Here is a 16,796-nt window from a genome sequence, read left to right on the forward strand (position 1 = left end):
CCCTCTATTCGGTTCCATCATTCTCCAAGATTTTTGCGTTTTTTTCCAGCAAACCCCAGCCGCATCTTTAGCCCCAGCCCAGCTGGTGTAATCGCTCGTCGTCGATACCAAAATGATGAGCGATCTCGTGAATCACGGTGATCGTCACCTCATCGACCACCTCGTGTTCGCTGGAGCACATCTCCAGCAACGGCTCGCGATAGATCGTGATGGTGTCCGGAAGTGCACCGGCGTAGAAGCTGTCGCGTTCGGTAAGCGCGATGCCCTCGTACAGCCCGAGGAGGTCCGAATCCTCTGGATGACGGTCCTGAACCAGTACCACCACATTGTCTATGGCAGCGGCGAGCTTCGGTGGTACAGCGTCGAGAGCGTCGGATACCAGCTCCTCGAACCGTTGCTCGCTCATCTGGACAGGCATTAGGCGTCGGCGTCGGAGGCAGGCACAGCTAGGCCGGCCCGGGTGGCGGAGCCCCCGCAGGCGCCTGCCCCGGTACCGCTCCCTCCATCGGCGGCCCCTCCATGGGGGGACCGTCCATCGGTGGGCCAGCCGGCGGCGGTGGTGGACCCGCGCCCGGAGGCAGCGTCGTCACGATCGTGTTGCCGGGAGGGTTGCTGGGGTTCGGCGCGGCAGAGGATGTCGGTGGTTGAGACGTCCGTGTCGGCTGCTGCGTCGTCTGCTGTGTTGGTTGTTGGGTGCGGGTTGGCTGCTGCGTATACGTCGGCTGCTGCGTGTAGGTGGGTTGCTGTGTCGGAGTGGGGGCCGGGGTGGTCGACAGCGGGATCGGCGGCATGTTCAGCCGGTCTGCGGGGATATCCGGCGGCGGCACCGGCGGCTGCCCGTTGATCAGCAGTGGCCCGCTCTTGGCGCTGTTGACCAGGGTCGACCATGCGCCGTTACCCAAGGTAGAGCCAATATTGCAGCTCACCTGCCGGCTACCGGCGGTCCAGCTGGGCAAGGTGATTGTGTTGTACGACAGCGTCAGCGTGGTGGCGCGGAACCCATCTGGGTTGCCCATGTATTCGTTGGTCAACCGGGTGCAGTTGTCCTTGATGAACGCGTCCTGATCGGGCTCGGGCGGAACCGACCCCGGGAACTGTTCGGCCAGGCTCACCGTCCCGGTGATCTCCATGGCGTGGGCCTTACTGCAGTCCACCGGGAGCTCGGTGGGCAGATTCGTGGTGGAGTCGATGCCCAGACAGGTGCCCACCGGCCAGATCTTGGACTGATCCTGCTCGGCCACCCTGCCGCGGAACAGTTGTTGCTGGTTGTCGGCGCCGGGGAGTTGCAGTCCACACAGCACTCGGCGTTCACCCGCCTCGGACCAGCCCTTTTCGCCGGACCACAGCATGCCCATGGTGAAACGGCTATTCGGGTCGTACCGATCTGCCAGGTACCGGTTGATGGCGACTTGGCACTGCTCCTGGCTGATCTCCTGGATGCGACCCATCGTGGGTGGCGGTGAATCCGGGCCGTACTCCTTGCCCGGGAAAGTGCGCAGGTCAATGGATTCGGCAACCTCGAAGCGGTGATCGCTCACACAGTCGACGATGCTGACATCGGCGGTGGAGGCGGGCCAGTTGAGGCACTCACCGGCCTTGGCGGAGTTGAAGGTGCTGTTGCCCGGGGCGCCGGTACTCGGCACGGGGTTGGAGTCGATCTTGTTGACCAAACGGTCCGCCGAGGTCCAGCCATCCGGCAGCGCTTGGGTAAGGCCTGCGATGAACAGTCCGCCAAAGGTGACGAGCAGCAATGCGCGGTGTGTGGACCGCTCTTTGAGCCCCTCTTTCAAGCCTTCCCACCAGTGGGGTTTCTCGGATTTCGGCGCGGCGTCGTTCTGGTCCTCGAGCTCGTCGGCGTGAGCCTTGTCGGCATCGTGGATATCTGGGTATTCCAGGACTTCCGCCTGTGGCGATTCGGCGGCCTCGGCAGATTCGGTGGGGGTGTCTGAGGCTTCCACGGGCGGCGCGGCAGCATCCGGAGACTCGGCTGTGGAGTTTCCGGATGTGTCGTGGCCCAGCTCGTCGTTGGCGGATTCGCCCGCGGCGGACTCTTCCTGTTCGACGTTCGGCTTGGGTTCGGCTTCGTCACTCATACTGCAGTCATTGTTACAGGTGACGACAAGGGTTAGCCCAGCGATGCAGTCCGTATGCGCGGCTAGATTGAACTCTGTGACAACGATGGGACCTGACCGTTATGACGGCGACGACGCCGGGGACACTCCAGCGGGCGACGCAGAGCATCAGGCCCGCGTCGCCGAGCAGGTCGCCTCGCTCGCCCACGAACTGTTCGATATGGCCAGGGAAGGCAATGCGTCCACTCTGGCTGCCTACCTGGACTCCGGCGCACCCGTGGACCTGACAAATGAGGCCGGCGACACCTTGGTCATGCTCGCCGCCTATCACGGCAACACGTCAACGGTCCGGTCGCTGATATCGCGAGGCGCCGATGTGAACCGCGCCAATGACAAGGGGCAGACCCCGTTGGCGGGGGCGGTGTTCAAAGGCGCCGACGATATCGTCGAGATCCTTGTGAAGGCGGGGGCCGATCCCGCGGCGGGGACGCCGTCGGCTCTCGATGCGGCACGAATGTTCAACAAGGCCGAGTACCTGAGCCTGTTCGGGGCCTGACGTCCCCGTAGTCTTCAGTGCGTGATCGACCTGAAGTTTCTGCGTGAAAACCCCGACGCGGTGCGTGCCTCGCAGCGTCTGCGGGGCGAGGATCCGGCGCTCGTCGATGTGCTGCTCGATGCCGATGTCGCGAGGCGGTCCGCCGTTTCCGCGGGTGACACCTTGCGTGCCGAGCAGAAGGCCGCCAGTAAGAAGGTTGGCCAGGCGACGCCCGAGGAGCGCCCCGCACTGCTGGCGGCCGCCTCCGAACTTGCGGCGCAGGTGAAGGCCGCCGAGGCCGACCAGGTTGTTACGGAGGCCGCGTTCACCGAGGCGCACAAGTCGATCAGCAACGTGGTGATCGACGGAGTCCCTGCCGGCGGTGAGCAGGACTTCGTGGTCCGCGAGCTGGTAGGTGAGCCGACGGCCATCGAAAACCCCAAGGATCATGTGGAATTGGGTGAATCGCTGGGGCTGTTCGACATGGAGCGCGGTGCCAAGGTGTCTGGCGCGCGGTTCTACTTCCTCACCGGGTACGGCGCACTGCTACAGCTGGGCCTGCTGCAGCTGGCCGTACAGACCGCGGTGGCCAACGGCTGCACCCTGCTGATCCCGCCGGTGCTCGTCAAGCCCGAAATCATGGGTGGCACAGGATTTTTGGGTGCGCACGCCGATGAGGTGTACCACCTCGAGGCGGACGATCTGTACCTGGTAGGCACATCCGAGGTGCCGATCGCCGGGTACCACTCCGGGGAGATCCTCGACCTGGGTAACGGGCCGTTGCGCTACGCGGGGTGGTCAAGCTGCTTCCGTCGTGAAGCCGGCAGCTACGGCAAGGACACCCGCGGCATCATGCGTGTGCATCAGTTCGACAAGGTCGAGGCCTTCGTCTACTGCAAGCCTGAGGACGCCGAGGCCGAGCACGACAGAATACTGGGCTGGGAGCGGCAGATGTTGGCCCATATCGACGTGCCCTATCGCATAATCGATGTTGCAGCAGGTGATTTGGGTTCGTCCGCGGCGCGCAAGTTCGACTGTGAGGCATGGGTACCCACGCAGCAGGCCTACCGAGAGCTGACCTCCACCTCCAACTGCACCACCTTCCAGGCACGTCGGTTGGCGGTGCGCTACCGCGACGAGAATGGCAAGCCGCAGACGGCTGCGACTCTCAACGGCACGCTGGCGACCACCAGGTGGCTGGTGGCCATCCTGGAGAACCATCAGCTACCCGACGGCAGCGTCAGGGTGCCTCAGGCTCTGGTTCCGTTCGTCGGAACCGAAGTGTTGGAGCCCAAGTGATCGAGCTGGACCTCGGGGAACTGCGTACCTGGTTCGGCTTCGGGGTGGCCGGGAACTTTGCCGGCCATCTCGAACAGGCCGGGGAGTCAGCGGATTTCGTGAATGTCGTCACGGATACTCCCGCCGGGACATCCGCCCCCAAGGGGATCTTCCCCTGGTACGCCCCCGGCGATAGCGGGTTCTTGGGACACTTCCCGCTCTCGCACGACGCGACGGTGCTGCCGGAGAGCGATACCCCGCTGAACCTGCAGATCGAGCCCGAGGTGGGCTTGGCGTGCCGGGTGCACTGGCGCGGAGACATCGTCGCGTCATTGGAGCCGTTCGCGCTGGGTGCCTTCAACGACTGCTCGATCCGGCGGCCCAACGCACCGAAGATCAGCTATAAGAAGAACTGGGGTGCTGCGTCGAAAGGTGTTGCGCAACAGTTCTTTGAGGTTGGCGATCTCACCCCGGACGGGCCGACCGCCACCCTGCGGCTGAGCTGCCAGCTGCACACCGCGGATGGGCAGGAGCATGAGTACGGCGTCGACAGCCCGTTGCTCGGATACTCCTACTACGGTGAGGTTCTGCTGGACTGGATCACCGAGCGGCTGGACAACCAAAAGGGTTCTCCGGATACGCCGCTGGAGGACGTGGGCGCACTCATGGTGGCCGCCGGGCATCCGACGCATGTGCTGATCGGCATCGGCGCGACCAAGTACACACCGCTGGGGGAGTCCACGTATCTGCAGGCAGGTGACGAGGCGGTGGTGCGCGTCTACTCCACCGAATCCGATGAGGTGTCTGAGCTGCGGCAGCGGGTGCGAAGCGTCCACTAGGCGGGAGAGTTGACGCGGTGCGGCGGGGTTCCCGCTAGCGTCGACGCATGACCGAAGGTGTGACCTCGGATACCTACCGGGAACTTTCTGAAAGTGGTGTGCAGAAACACAATAACCGGATGATCAAGCTGCTCCGCGAGAACGGCGGCAAGCTGCCGGGAGTGCCGGACAGTGAGATGTCGGTGCTTATCTTGAGGATCACCGGCGCCAAATCGGGAATTGAACGGCTGACACCGCTGGGCTACTTCGAGCACCTGGGGCGCAGGTTCATTGTCGGATCCAATGGTGGGCAGCAGAATCCCCCGGCGTGGATCTTCAATGTGCGCGCCAATCCCGCGGTCAAGGTCGAGGTGGTTCCGGATACCTACGATGCCGTCGTGTGCGAGCTGAATTCGGCGCAGCGCGCGGAGATGTTCCCGGCGTTGGTGGCCAAGTACGCGTTCTTCGGCGATTATCAGTCGCGCATCGACCGGGTGATTCCGATGTTCGAGCTGGTCCCGAGCTAGCTGAGCCTCTTCGATCTGAGCTCGTGTCCCTTGGAGGTCAGGCAGCGGCCGTTCTCCAGGTTCCACTCCCACCCGTGCAGGTTGCACGTGAGCGTCTTTCCCTCCACCACGCCAAATTTCGACAAGTCGGCCTTGAGGTGGGGACAGCGGCGCTGCAGCTCCCAACCGTCGAGCGTGATCGATGAACTGTCGTCGTGGGCCTCGGCGAACCAGCCGTCGGCGTAGGCGATGCGTTCATTGGTGAGGCATTTGAAGAACGTGTACAAGTACTCGTTGTAGCCACCCACCCGCCAGGCCTTGAAACGGGTGGACAAGAAGATGGTGTTCACCCAGTCCGGCTCGTCATCCCGTAGCACCGTGCGCACCAGCTCGGGTGCGATCGCGAAGCCGTAACGGTACTTCTCATTGGGAATCGGCTCGCGGACAATGCGTTTGGGAAAGTCCAGCACCACCGTCTCGGCGCCGAGTCGCAGCTCCACCGGATAGCCGATGCCATCGCAGATCTGATCGGTCTGTGTCATGATCGGCTCGAATTTGGCACGCAGTGGGCCAAGCAGTGGCTCGCCCTCGGCGGGCGCCCAGGACGCCTTCTCGCCGGCCAGCACGGGAGCCATCCGTTGAGCGTATGCCTCGATGTATGCGGCCTTGCCTGCGCCGAAGATGTGTTCGGCCTCCTCGTCGGACACCGGGTGCGTCAACGAATTCAGTTCGGAGCCAGTGAAATCGGCGACAGTGCCCGGAATCATCAGCAAGCCCTTGTCGTGGCCGTGCCGGCGCATCTGGTCCAGGAAGACCAGCTGGTCCGGGAAGATGTTCGCTGGATCGTCCTGGTCGTCGTTCAAGTCGCGCAGCTCGGGATCCAGGAAGCATGGTGGCCCCGCGGATGGGATGACCCAGGTGGCGCCAACCTGTGCGATGTACTGACGGCACCGATCCATCTGGCGCTGGCGCTTCTGTGTGCCGAAGGCCTCTTTGGCGCGGGCGGGCATGTCGTAGACCATCGGGTACCAGATGGCACCCGAGTACTGCAGCATGTGCACGTCGATATGGCCGAATTCTTCGGCCAGGACGTCCAGATCCACAGGGCGTGCATCGTTCATGTTGAAAGCCGTTGTGGTGCCGTCGGATACTACGAGGCCGGAGTCCCCGATGGGCCCATCGGCCGGAGCCCTCAGCGCGATGATCATGATGTCCAGATCGCCCTTGGGGCCGCTGATGCGATGCTTCACCGAGTCCTGGGTTTCCACGAAGGTGTGGAAACCCAGCCCTTCGAGCTCGCGCCGAAGGTCCGGCACCGGGTAGTCGGGCAGCAGCACCACCGTGTCCTTGTTGACGTGCTCGGTGAGGTTCTTTGGGTCGTAGTGGTCCTTGTGCAGGTGCGAGACGTAGAGGTAGTCGCAGTTCCCGAGTCGGTCCCAGTCCAGGGTGCTGTTATCGGGGAACGGGAACCAGGAGGCGAAGTACGCAGGGTTGACCCAGGGGTCGCAGAGGATGCTGCCTGCCGCCGTCTCGATGAAGAATCCGGCGTGGCCGACACTGGTGACTCGCATGGCTCCCAGCCTATCGAGCTGCGGTTTCGGTGCAAAAGTGTGCGCGTACCGCGGGAAAATGCACCGAAATCCTCTAGACCAGAGATAGATGGTTAGAGAAGCTACGTAAAATTGGGTTCGTGACCACCACCGATGGCCTTACCGCCGACGTCCTTACCGTGATCGCGCGGCTCAACCGCTGGGTGTCCAGCCAGGCCCAGCTGCCCGTACCCACCGGACAGGCGCGGCTTCTCGCTCTCGTAGGTGAGATGGCGGACGCCCGGATCTCGGAGCTGGCGCTGGCCGATCACTGCAGCCAGCCGACCATGACGGTGCAGCTGCGGCGACTGCAGGACGCCGGATACGTCGAACGCCGTGTCGACCCCACCGATAAGCGGGCGCAGCGGATCACGCTGACCCCGGCGGGGGGTGAGGCCCTTGTCGCCATGCGCGCCGAGCGTCAGTCCGTTCTCGATCCGTGGCTGAGCACGTTGCCGTCCGATGAGCAGCGCACCCTCGCCGAAGCCGCCGCGATTCTCGAAGGCCTTACCCACCGGATGTCCGCGCAGTCGAGCGGCATTTAGCGGAGGAGTGCTGCGTCAGCAGAGCCCGGTCACGGCGCCTCGAACAGGTGGCGCAGATAGGACTGCGGATCGGCCAGGAACCGTTGCCAGTGGATCACCATCTCCAGGTTCTGCCAGTCCTGTCGCTGAACGCCGTCCTCGCTGAACTCCAGGATGGTGGCGCCGGGGAATGCCGCCAGAACGGGGGAGTGGGTCGCCATGATGACCTGAGACCCCGCGGCGACGACGGCGTCGAGCATCGCCATCAACTGCAGGCACGAGGTGAAGGAGAGCGCAGCTTCGGGCTCGTCGAGGATGAAAAGCCCGCGCTCCATATCCCGCTCGGCAAGGAAGGCCAGAAACGACTCACCATGAGAGCGCTCGTTGAGGTTGCCCGTGAAGATCTGCTGGGGGGTGCGCTGGTCGACCGTGGTGAAGTGCTGGTGCATGGCCTCGGCGCGCAGGAAACATCCCCCGCCGGGGCGTGGATGCTCGGCGTCGAATGTCACCGCCCACGAGAGATCGGTGTCTTCACGGCCGGGTGGTGGCGCCCAGTATTTGACCGCACCCGGAAGCCGCGTCGGGTTGCCTAGGGCGTCGATACCGCCCCATGACGTGGCCACCGCCTCCAGGAACGTGGACTTGCCGGAGCCGTTCTCCCCGACGATCACGGTGACGCCGGTGGTCAACCGCAGGGGCTCCGCTGCGATCTGCGCTATCGAGGGAATCGCCAAATACCAGGCGGCGGTCAGCCTTTCGCGCTCGATCGTGATCTGACGCAGGATCACTCGTAGCGCCCATACCCGGTGATGCCCAGGTCATCAGTGGCCGCATAGGTCGACAACCCCACTCCGCGGCCCTCGCCGCCCCCGACGGTGGTGAGGGTGCCGTTGTCGTTGATGAGCACGATGTTGACGTGCTGGCCCTTTGGGCTCGGTTCGTCGTACAACACCATGTCGCCGGGCCGCGGCGAGTAGTCGCGGGTCTCGTATCGTCCTTGGTCTTTGAGATACGAGGTCAACGTCAGCACCCCGGGGATGCGCCAGTGCCCTGAGTTCGGGTTGGCGAACGGCGTGCCCGACGCGCGCATCACCCAGCTGGTGAAGTCGGCACACCACGGCTCGTCGTTGCCCTCGGAGTACTTCGCCATTCCCGCCTGCTCGGCGTATTCCTGCCCGAGGATGCGGACGACGGCTGCGCGTCCCGGCGACAGTGCAGAGGTGTTGACGACGGGAAACGCCGGGGTTGCGGTGCGGGAACGGTAGAAGCCGATGGCACCGCTCGCCACCACCACAAGGGTCGTGACGAGTGCCAGCAGGAGCAATGCCCGGCGGGTCGGAGGACGCATGCACTCCAGATTACGGAGATTTGCCCGCCGCCCCGGGCACTAGTCCTCGGCATCCCAAAGCCGCCGGTAGTAGGCCATGCGTTCGGAGTCTGCTGTGACGCCGTAGGCCTCGAGGAAGGTCGCATCCCACCCGGCGCCGTAGTTCCATTCCAGCGACCAGCTGGCCACCGCGAGGTCGGCCCAGCGATCGGCGATGCCCAGGTCGCCGAAGTCCACATGCCCAGACCAGTTCCCGTAGTCGTCGAGGAGAGTGTTGGGCGCACAGGCATCACCGTGGCAGACCACCAGGTGATCGATCGGCGGGTGCGGTGTCAGGTCGGTGTGGTCCGCCACGCGGGCCAGTCTGTCGGCCACCGACCAGCTGTACGGACAGCCTTCGACGGGCAGCCGGTCGTGCAGGGCACGCAGCCCGGAACCGATGGCGCGGACTGCCGTTTCAGGGTTGTCGACCCAGCGGGGCGCCACCGCGCTATCTCCGGGGATGCCGGCGGTGTGCAGCCAATGCAGTGGTGTGTCGGTGTTGACGCCCAGCACGACGGGAACCGTCATGTATTGGCTCGTCCAGGTGAGCTTCTCGGCCTCAGCCTGTAGGTCGATCTCCGGGTGCGGCGCCGATACCTTCACGAACTCGCGGCTGGGCCCATCGCCGATTTGGAAGGTGCGACCGCCAATTTCGTTGTTCCACACCGGGAGTATCGAGCGTCCCGCCGCGAGCTGCGACACGATTTCGGGGATGGCCACCGGCTCGGTCGGAATCGTCACCGTTTCAGTCTGCCGGTTGTTGGCCAGCGAGTAGCGTGCCGAGCGTGAACCTCAATGACTTCCAAGCGCTTTACGACCTGTCGGGCCGCACCGCCATTGTCACGGGCGGTACCCGGGGAATCGGGTATGCGATCGCGGAGGCCCTCGGTGCCTGCGGGGCATCGGTGGTGGTGTCGAGCCGGAAGGCCGACGCCTGCACTCAGGCAGCGAGTGAACTGCACGACAAGGGGTATCGAGCGCTCGGTGTGCCCGCCCACATGGGAGATCTCGAGGATATCGACAGGCTGGTCGCGAGCACGGTCGACGAGTACGGCGGTATCGACATTGTGGTCAACGCGGCCGCCAACCCGATCGCGCAGCCCATGGGCGGTTACACGCCCGATGCGCTGGGCAAGTCGTTCGACGTCAACGTGCGTGGGCCGGTGTTCCTGGTGCAGGCGGCGCTGCCCCACCTGACGGCCAGCGAGCATGCCTCGGTGCTCAATGTGGTGTCGGTGGCGGCATTCCAGTACGTGCCGATGCTGTCGATGTATGCGGCGATGAAGGCCACGCTCATGTCGTTCACTCGGTCGATGGCGGCGGAGTACACGGGCCGCGGTATCCGGGTGAACGCCTTGGCCCCCGGCACCGTCGACACCTACATGCTGCAACAGAACCCGCAGGAGATCATCGATGCCATGGCCGCGCAGTCGTTCATGGGACGCCTGGCCTCTACCGACGAGATGATCGGGCCGGCGTTGCTGCTGCTATCGGATGCGGGTTCGTTCATCACCGGTCAGGTGATCGTTGCCGACGGCGGCGGGCTCGTGCAGCGCTAGGCCGCCGGTCCCTGTTCGGCCACCACTACAGAATCACGCCCGACATGGGCGGCCAGATCGCTGAAGAAGACGGCCGGATCGATGGCGGTCTCCGGCGGGTGCACACCCGGTGTGCGGGCGGAGTCGACAAGTAGTTGCGAAAGCCCGAGCGCCAGCGGAACTCCGGTGGCCTCGGCCATATCGGGCGGCATCGCGATGGGGTCGATATGGGCCACCGATGTCCAGGGTCGGCCCGCTTTGCGTCCGGTAGCGGCAGCGAAAAAGTGCGGCAGCGTGCCCGCGGTCGCGTACTGCCTCCCCTGCCATAGCGCGCGCATTCCGCGGACCAGCGTCGGCTTGTGGACGAGGCGGGCTGCGGTGTCGTTGGTGAGCAGGCCACGGTCGATATCGCGACGGATCGCGTCGAGGTACGCCGCGGTCGCGGGTTTGAGCAGCATCAGGTTGGCGGAGGCGCCGGTGGGCCGCAGGGTGCGGCTCAAGGTGATCGGCTCGGGGTGCCCCACCGTGTAGGCGGTGCCCGCGCGGTCACCCGGAAGCCCCAGCTGTATCGCCTGTAGCGGTGGCTCATGCGTCAGTGCGCCCGAGCGCACCACCGCGACTGTCCCGCTGATCTGCTGCATCCAGTGCAGTGCCGCCGCGGTGGGATTGCCGTCCGGGGTGGCGAACGGGTCATCGGAGTTGGCGGGCTGGGCGACGTCCACGGGCCAGGCGGTGTAGATGTCCTCGAGCGCATCGAGTTCGCGCGCGGCGTGGGTGGCCAGCAGGTTGGAGACGCCGGGGCTTGCGCCCATGCCGACAACGGCGCAGACACCGGCTTCACGCGCGGAACCGTCCAGCGCGAGCATCTCGATGGTGGGCTCCCAGTCGTCGCAGATGTCGATGTAGTGGGTGCGGGTCTCGATGGCCGCTTGCAGCACCGCGAGGCCGAACCGGTAGTACGGGCCGACGGTGTTGACGACGATGTCCGCATCGTCGAGCGCCGCGCGAAGCATTGCGGTGTCGGTGACGTCGACACGGGTGGCGCTGACGTGGGTGCTCGATTGCGAATCAAGCTGCGCAGCAAGGAGTTCTGCGGCGGCGAGGTCGCGGTCGGCGATGACGAGCTCGTCGATATCGCCGCGCAGTGCCGTGACACGCGCCGCTACTGCGCCCATGGCTCCCGGCCCGCCCAATGCGATCACCCTCATGTTGCAACCCTTCTCCAAATGATCAAAGTAAATACGATCGTATCAACTATGAACGATATAGGCTTGAGTGACCCTAGGACGGGTATCTCGAGTGCGCGAAGCGGACGGTCAGCGCTAGGCTCGTCACGTGGAGCCTGTCTATGGAACGGTGATCGGGCTTGCCCGCACCGTATGGGCTGTTCAAGGCCTGAAGTTCACCGTCACGGGTATCGAGAACCTGCCGACTGAAGGCGGGGCGGTGGTGGCGATCAACCACACCGGGTACATGGATTTCACCTTCGCCGGACTGCCGGCGTTCCTTCAGAAGAAGGGGCGCAAGGTGCGGTTCATGGCGAAGAAGGAAGTCTTCGACCATAAGATCGGTGGGCCGCTCATGCGCTCGCTCGGCCATATCGAGGTCGACCGCACCGACGGGTCCGCCTCGTACGCCGAGGCGGTCGAGAAGCTCAAGGCCGGTGAACTCGTCGGGGTGTACCCGGAGGCCACCATCAGCCGCAGCTTCGAGATCAAGGAGTTCAAGTCGGGGGCCGCGCGGATGGCCATCGAGGCCGGCGTGCCGATAGTCCCGCATGTCATCTGGGGCGCGCAGCGCATCTGGACCAAGGGGCACCCCAAGAATCTGGGGCGTAGCAACACTCCCATCTCTATCGCGGTGGGCACACCCATTCAGCCGACCCTGTCGGTCCCGGATCTGACCGCGCTACTTCATGCACGCATGCAGCACCTGCTGCTCGAGGTGCAGGACGATTACGGCCAGCATCCGGCCGGTGAGTACTGGGTGCCGCATCGGCTGGGTGGATCCGCGCCGACGCTGGCCGAGGCCGCCCAATGGGACGCCCAGGACGCGGCCGAACGTAAAGCTCAGCGCGCCGCACGTGAGGCAGAAAAGCAGGCCCAGAAGGAAATCTAGATGGAACCGGTTTACCGACTCCTCGAGATGACCGCCAACACAGCGGTCTTCCTGACCGGGGCCAAGATCGAATATCGAGGCCTGAAAGAGATTCCGGCCAGTGGTGGTGCGGTGATCGCGATCAACCACACCGGTTACGTCGACTTTCTCCCGGCTGCGTTGGCGAGCGTCGAGGCGGGCCGCCGGTTGCGTTTCATGGTCAAGGCCGAGATGCAGGAAGTATCGATCGTCAACTATCTGATCAAGCACACCAAGGCGATTCCCGTCGACCGCAGTGCGGGCCACGGGGCCTACGAGGCCGCAGTGGGCAGCCTCCGAAGCGGTGAGATCATCGGTGTGTACCCGGAGGCGACCATTAGTCGCAGCTTCGAACTCAAGGAGTTCAAGACCGGCGCCGCCCGCATGGCCCATGAGGCAGGCGTGCCGATAGTCCCACTCGTCGTATGGGGTGCCCAGCGCATCTGGACCAAGAGCCATCCAAAAAATCTGCGCCACAGCAAGATTCCTGTCAATGTGGTGGTAGGGCCGTCGTTGGCCGCAAGCGAGGATTTTGAAAGGACCACCACGGCATTGCGTAACGTCATGGAGCAGTTGTTGGAGCAGGCGCAGGCCGATTACTCACGTGAGCCCGGTGCCTACTGGTTGCCGCGTCGCCTGGGTGGCAGCGCGCCGACGCTGGAAGAAGCTCAGCTCTTGGATCAGGCTGAACTGGCAGAGCGTGCGCGTAAGAGGACAGACCCGGGTCGCCGATGACCCATCCCGCGCTCATCGCGTCCGACGTGGACGGGACGCTGATCGATTCCGACGAGGTGCTGTCCGGCCGGACTCGTGCCGTCATCACTGCCGCCGTCGAATCCGGCACCCACTTCGTGCTTGCCACCGGACGTCCACCCCGCTGGATCACCCCGATCGTCGATGCGCTCGGTTTTGCGCCAATATCAGTGTGTGCCAATGGATCCGTGTTGTACGACGCTGATAAGGACCGGATCATATCGGCGGCGACGCTGGAAGCAGAGGAGCTGGCCGTGCTCGCTGAACTCGTGCAGTCGGCCATTCCCGGGGCGGGTCTGGCGGTGGAGCGGGTGGGCCGTAGTGCACACGACGCCGCGACGCCGCAGTTTGTGAGCTCGCCCGGATACGAGCACGCCTGGTTGAACCCCGATAACACCGAGGTGTCCCTGGTCGATCTGCTGAGCTTTCCGGCGGTGAAGCTATTGGTGCGCAAGGCCGGAGCGCGCAGCTCGGATATGGCGGCGGTGCTGGAACCACTGGTGCTCGCGGCTGGTGCGGCCATCACCTACTCGACCGATAACGGGCTCATCGAGGTGATGCCCGCCGGGATCAGCAAGGCCAGCGGATTGGCCGCTGTATCGGATCAAGCGGGGGTGCAGCCGGATTCGGTCATTGCCTTCGGCGATATGCCCAATGATGTGGCCATGCTGCGCTGGGCCGGCCATGGAGTGGCGATGGGCAATGCGCACCCGGACGCGCGCGCCGCGGCAAACGAGGTCACGGCCACCAACGATGACGACGGTGTGGCTAAGGTTCTCGAACGCTGGTGGGGCTGAGGCGTTTACGCCCCGTCTCGCTTCCGGCTGATGCCTAGGCGGCGGGAACGAACTGCTCCATCGGCGGTGGCGGAGGCGGAGGGGCTGGCGGGGGTGGTGGCGGTGCCGCGGGGGGTGCGGGTGCTGAGAACTGTTCAGGTAAGCCGTTAGGCGCCACCGGTGCCACCCCGAGCACCTCACGGGTCTCCCCGCTGACCACACTCGATACCCGGCCACTGGCCCGGTCGTAGATCAGGGAGCCGTTCTGGAAGTTCTGCACGATGATGTTCGGCTCGCTCAATTCATCGGTCACCGGTAGGCCCAAAGGCCCACGTTCAAAATCTGTTTCGGCCCAGGCGTGGTAGATCGCCCCGACGACGGGATGCGTGCTGGTGCCGGGGGAGAAGTACATCGCGCCATTGCGGAAGGTGGCGAAGCGGGCGTCGCCGGCGGCTTGCTGCTCAGTGGAGGTGGGTGCACCAAGGTCGCTGTCGGTGCTGCCGAGCCGCATCCAGGTGTCGTAGATGGCGCCACCGCGCATCGAATCCACCAGATCGGGCGGGTCTCCATTGGCCGCACCCGCCGCGATATCGCGCAGCCGGGGCATCAGACGGTAGGCGGCCTCACCCGGGCATTCGGTGTTGCCAACGTCGCGGTGCGTGAAAATCGTTGGCAGCGTGACGACTTTTCCGCCAGGCACCATGGTGAACGGGCCGCCCTCCGAAGCCAGGTCCACTTGTCCGCGCGGATCCACCCCGGCCAGCCGCAGCCGCCAGCCCAGCATCCGGCCGGCGGATTGCAGCATCGCGGGGGAAGGCTCGTCACGGGTGAAGTCGCCGATCAGCGCGAGGCCCCAACTGTGCTCGTTGAATCCACCGGTGTGTGCGCCCTGCACATTGTTGGTGATCCCGCCGAAGCGGCCCTCGAAGATCTGGCCGTACTTATCCACCAGGACGTTGTACGCGATATCGCACCACTTGAGAGTTTTGGTGTGATACGCGTAGATCGCTCGGATGATGGCGGCCGAATCGTATGGCGAGTAGTTGTTGCTTCCGGCGGTGTGGTGGACCACCCCCGCGCGCACGTCCCTGTTGAAAACCGGTGGGCAGCGGTCCGATTCGTTGGCGCCCCATTGGGCGCGGGTGACGATCCGTGGTCCCGCTTGTGGCAGCGCCACCGGTGCCGACCACCGTTCTTCGAACCGTCCGCCGTCGGGTGCCAGCTTGGGGCTGATGAGGATGGCATCGAGTCCGGTGGTCAGCGGCTGCTCGATGCTCGCGGGCCGGTAACCCAGACTGGGCGCGGCCGCACCGGCGGCCTGCGCCTGGCCACTCGGGGGCTTGACGTTCGCGCCGTATTTGGGTTGCACCGCGACCTGCGCCGAATGGGTGGAGCCGACGAACACCGGTTCCGTCGCTGCGGGGATCCCCTTGTGCTCGGCGGTCGGATCACCGGATTCCACGGGATCGAGTTCGTACCACTGCCCCCATTTGCCGTCGGTCTGTTGTGCCCGTACCGACACGTCGACGGAGGCGAGGTCCCCGCCGCGCACCGCGATGAGGCTGAAGGAGTCGGCCTGATGAATGTCGTGCACGGTGGCCGGGGTGCTCGGGCCGGGCAGCCCCACCTCAGCGGTCAAGACGTCATGAGTCGCGGCATTCTGCAGTGACTGCGTGGTGATGGCGGTCTCGTCGGCCTGTTCGGTCTTGAGGTGATCGACCACGCTGACGGTCATTACCGTCGCGGTCGCGGCAACGGCCAGCGCAAGCTGCCGCTTCACGGGCATCTTGCTGAGTCGTACTGGTCGTACGCGCACGTCTTATCTCCTGGATGACACCGGACGTGTCACACGGAGTGACACGACCACCAGGAATGTTACGTATGAGACAAATGTGACTGGTGATTCGACACGCGCCAATGGGCGATCTTGATATTTGACGGGTTCATCACACGCAACGACACCGCAGAGCCTCTGTGCCCTGCGGTGTCGTTTCGCTATCTAGCTTGTGTGGATCAGCCGGCCGGAGCCGGAGCCGCCGCGGAGGCGGCCGCCGGGATGGCGCCCTTGATGAGGTCGACCGCCTGGGTGATACCCAGCTGGTTGACGGCCGACATGGCATCGCTGATCAGGCTGCTGCCGCCGCCCAGTCCACTGCCGCCGCCGAGCCCGGGGGTACCGAGGCCCGCAAGCGCGGGATCGGCCAGGGCCGGGTTGGTCAGGCCGGTGCCCAGCGCCGGGTTCGGCGTGATCGGGATTTCACCGGCGGGGGATGTCAGCCCCCCGGTCGCGGCCGGGTCGGTCAGAGCCGGGTTCACACCCGTCGCACCGGTACCCGCTGCGGGAGTGAGCCCCGCGGTCGTCGCCGGAGCGGCTGGGTTGGTGAGGCCGGGGTTGGTCAACGCCGAGTCGGTAAGACCCGGGGTAGTGGATCCGGTCGGACTGGTAAGGCCCGGGTTGGTCAGCGCTGGGTTGGTCAGCGCCGACGGGCTGGTCAGACCGCCCGGCGTGGTGAGGCCACCCGGTGAAATCGCCGAGTTGGCACCGCCAAGCGCGCCACCACCCAAACCGGGGATGTTGAGACCGGACAGACCGGGGATCTGGACGCCGAACTGCGACGTCATCTGTTGAACTGCACCCATGACCTCACCGGGCAGGTCGGACACGATCGCGGCCTGCACGAATTCCTGCTGCGAGGGCGCGGGCGCGGCGGCCTGGGTCATGTTGGTCGCGAGGGCGATGGCAAACGGACTTGCAACGGCCAGCGCGGCGACCGAGCTCAAGGCTGTCGAAAGCCGGCGGCGGCGACTATTAGGCACGGAAGTCTCCTCAATATCGGGTCGATCACTTATGGTGTTCTGCGGTTTTGCGTGTGATGTCGCGGGATTTCCCGCGGGTGTCGGA

Annotated in this window: 18 protein-coding genes; 9 read left to right on the plus strand and 9 right to left on the minus strand. The window is 64.9% G+C overall.

Going from position 1 to position 16,796, the window contains the following annotated elements; translation table 11 throughout:
* Positions 1-67 precede the first annotated feature (67 nt).
* Both MLB1_RS14115 and MLB1_RS14120 read right to left on the minus strand, forming a co-directional pair.
* Positions 68-418, minus strand: coding sequence for a metallopeptidase family protein (locus MLB1_RS14115; protein ID WP_180750478.1), 351 nt, complete (start codon positions 416-418; stop codon positions 68-70).
* A gap of 28 nt (positions 419-446) precedes the next feature.
* Positions 447-2,093, minus strand: coding sequence for a septum formation family protein (locus MLB1_RS14120; RefSeq protein WP_180750479.1), 1,647 nt, complete (start codon positions 2,091-2,093; stop codon positions 447-449).
* Between the two features lie 85 nt (positions 2,094-2,178).
* Here MLB1_RS14120 and MLB1_RS14125 point away from each other — a divergent pair, with 85 nt between their 5' ends.
* The 4 genes from MLB1_RS14125 to MLB1_RS14140 are packed head-to-tail and all read left to right on the plus strand — an operon-like array spanning position 2,179 to position 5,230.
* A complete protein-coding gene (locus MLB1_RS14125) occupies positions 2,179-2,628 on the plus strand; it encodes an ankyrin repeat domain-containing protein (protein WP_219603151.1) in 450 nt (149 codons plus the stop codon).
* Positions 2,629-2,649: 21 nt separating this feature from the next.
* Positions 2,650-3,906, plus strand: a complete 1,257-nt coding sequence (gene serS / locus MLB1_RS14130) for a serine--tRNA ligase (protein WP_180750481.1) — start codon at positions 2,650-2,652, stop codon at positions 3,904-3,906.
* Positions 3,903-4,724, plus strand: a complete 822-nt coding sequence (locus tag MLB1_RS14135; RefSeq protein WP_180750482.1) for a DUF5718 family protein — start codon at positions 3,903-3,905, stop codon at positions 4,722-4,724. Before serS ends, MLB1_RS14135 begins: the two co-directional genes overlap by 4 nt.
* Before the next feature lie 47 nt (positions 4,725-4,771).
* The gene (locus MLB1_RS14140) at positions 4,772-5,230 is read left to right on the plus strand and encodes a nitroreductase/quinone reductase family protein (protein ID WP_180750483.1); all 459 of its coding nucleotides are present in this window, start codon (positions 4,772-4,774) and stop codon (positions 5,228-5,230) included.
* Here MLB1_RS14140 and MLB1_RS14145 read toward each other — a convergent pair.
* A complete protein-coding gene (locus tag MLB1_RS14145) occupies positions 5,227-6,780 on the minus strand; it encodes an MBL fold metallo-hydrolase (protein WP_180750484.1) in 1,554 nt (517 codons plus the stop codon). The two genes, MLB1_RS14140 and MLB1_RS14145, sit on opposite strands and share 4 nt — an antisense overlap.
* Before the next feature lie 119 nt (positions 6,781-6,899).
* Between MLB1_RS14145 and MLB1_RS14150 the strand changes: the two genes are divergently transcribed.
* Entirely contained in the window at positions 6,900-7,343 is a 444-nt protein-coding gene (locus MLB1_RS14150) for a MarR family winged helix-turn-helix transcriptional regulator (RefSeq protein ID WP_180750485.1), read from the plus strand.
* Positions 7,344-7,372: 29 nt separating this feature from the next.
* Here the strand turns inward: MLB1_RS14150 and MLB1_RS14155 are convergent, their stop codons facing one another.
* From MLB1_RS14155 to MLB1_RS14165, 3 genes are read right to left on the minus strand one after another with little or no spacing between them, the layout of a single operon-like run.
* On the minus strand, positions 7,373-8,110 hold the full coding sequence (locus MLB1_RS14155; protein ID WP_180750486.1) for an AAA family ATPase: 738 nt from the start codon (positions 8,108-8,110) through the stop codon (positions 7,373-7,375).
* On the minus strand, positions 8,107-8,670 hold the full coding sequence (locus MLB1_RS14160; RefSeq protein WP_180750487.1) for a CHAP domain-containing protein: 564 nt from the start codon (positions 8,668-8,670) through the stop codon (positions 8,107-8,109). The genes MLB1_RS14155 and MLB1_RS14160 overlap by 4 nt, the downstream gene beginning before the upstream one ends.
* Before the next feature lie 39 nt (positions 8,671-8,709).
* Positions 8,710-9,432 (minus strand): aminoglycoside 3'-phosphotransferase, encoded by a 723-nt coding sequence (locus MLB1_RS14165; protein WP_180750488.1) that lies wholly within the window; start codon positions 9,430-9,432, stop codon positions 8,710-8,712.
* 44 nt (positions 9,433-9,476) lie between these two features.
* On the opposite strand from MLB1_RS14165, the gene MLB1_RS14170 reads away from it, so the two are divergent.
* Positions 9,477-10,250 (plus strand): SDR family oxidoreductase, encoded by a 774-nt coding sequence (locus tag MLB1_RS14170; RefSeq protein ID WP_180750489.1) that lies wholly within the window; start codon positions 9,477-9,479, stop codon positions 10,248-10,250.
* Here the strand turns inward: MLB1_RS14170 and MLB1_RS14175 are convergent.
* Entirely contained in the window at positions 10,247-11,437 is a 1,191-nt protein-coding gene (locus MLB1_RS14175) for a saccharopine dehydrogenase NADP-binding domain-containing protein (protein WP_180750490.1), read from the minus strand. The two genes, MLB1_RS14170 and MLB1_RS14175, sit on opposite strands and share 4 nt — an antisense overlap.
* A gap of 127 nt (positions 11,438-11,564) precedes the next feature.
* Between MLB1_RS14175 and MLB1_RS14180 the strand changes: the two genes are divergently transcribed.
* The 3 genes from MLB1_RS14180 to MLB1_RS14190 are packed head-to-tail and all read left to right on the plus strand — an operon-like array spanning position 11,565 to position 13,915.
* Positions 11,565-12,347, plus strand: a complete 783-nt coding sequence (locus MLB1_RS14180; protein WP_180750491.1) for a 1-acyl-sn-glycerol-3-phosphate acyltransferase — start codon at positions 11,565-11,567, stop codon at positions 12,345-12,347.
* Positions 12,348-13,100: a lysophospholipid acyltransferase family protein gene (locus MLB1_RS14185; RefSeq protein WP_180750492.1), complete on the plus strand. Its 753-nt coding sequence runs from the start codon at positions 12,348-12,350 to the stop codon at positions 13,098-13,100. It abuts the gene before it with no gap.
* The gene (locus MLB1_RS14190) at positions 13,097-13,915 is read left to right on the plus strand and encodes an HAD family hydrolase (RefSeq protein WP_180750493.1); all 819 of its coding nucleotides are present in this window, start codon (positions 13,097-13,099) and stop codon (positions 13,913-13,915) included. The genes MLB1_RS14185 and MLB1_RS14190 overlap by 4 nt, the downstream gene beginning before the upstream one ends.
* A gap of 34 nt (positions 13,916-13,949) precedes the next feature.
* Here MLB1_RS14190 and MLB1_RS14195 read toward each other — a convergent pair whose 3' ends face one another.
* Positions 13,950-15,680 carry an N-acetylmuramoyl-L-alanine amidase gene (locus MLB1_RS14195; protein ID WP_180750823.1) on the minus strand — a complete coding sequence of 577 codons (1,731 nt, stop codon included), beginning with the start codon at positions 15,678-15,680 and terminating at the stop codon, positions 13,950-13,952.
* A gap of 227 nt (positions 15,681-15,907) precedes the next feature.
* Positions 15,908-16,711 carry a hypothetical protein gene (locus MLB1_RS14200; protein ID WP_180750494.1) on the minus strand — a complete coding sequence of 268 codons (804 nt, stop codon included), beginning with the start codon at positions 16,709-16,711 and terminating at the stop codon, positions 15,908-15,910.
* Positions 16,712-16,796 lie beyond the last annotated feature (85 nt).

Origin of the sequence: Mycobacteroides sp. LB1, assembly GCF_013449725.1 — a bacterium.
Lineage (GTDB): Bacteria > Actinomycetota > Actinomycetes > Mycobacteriales > Mycobacteriaceae > Mycobacterium.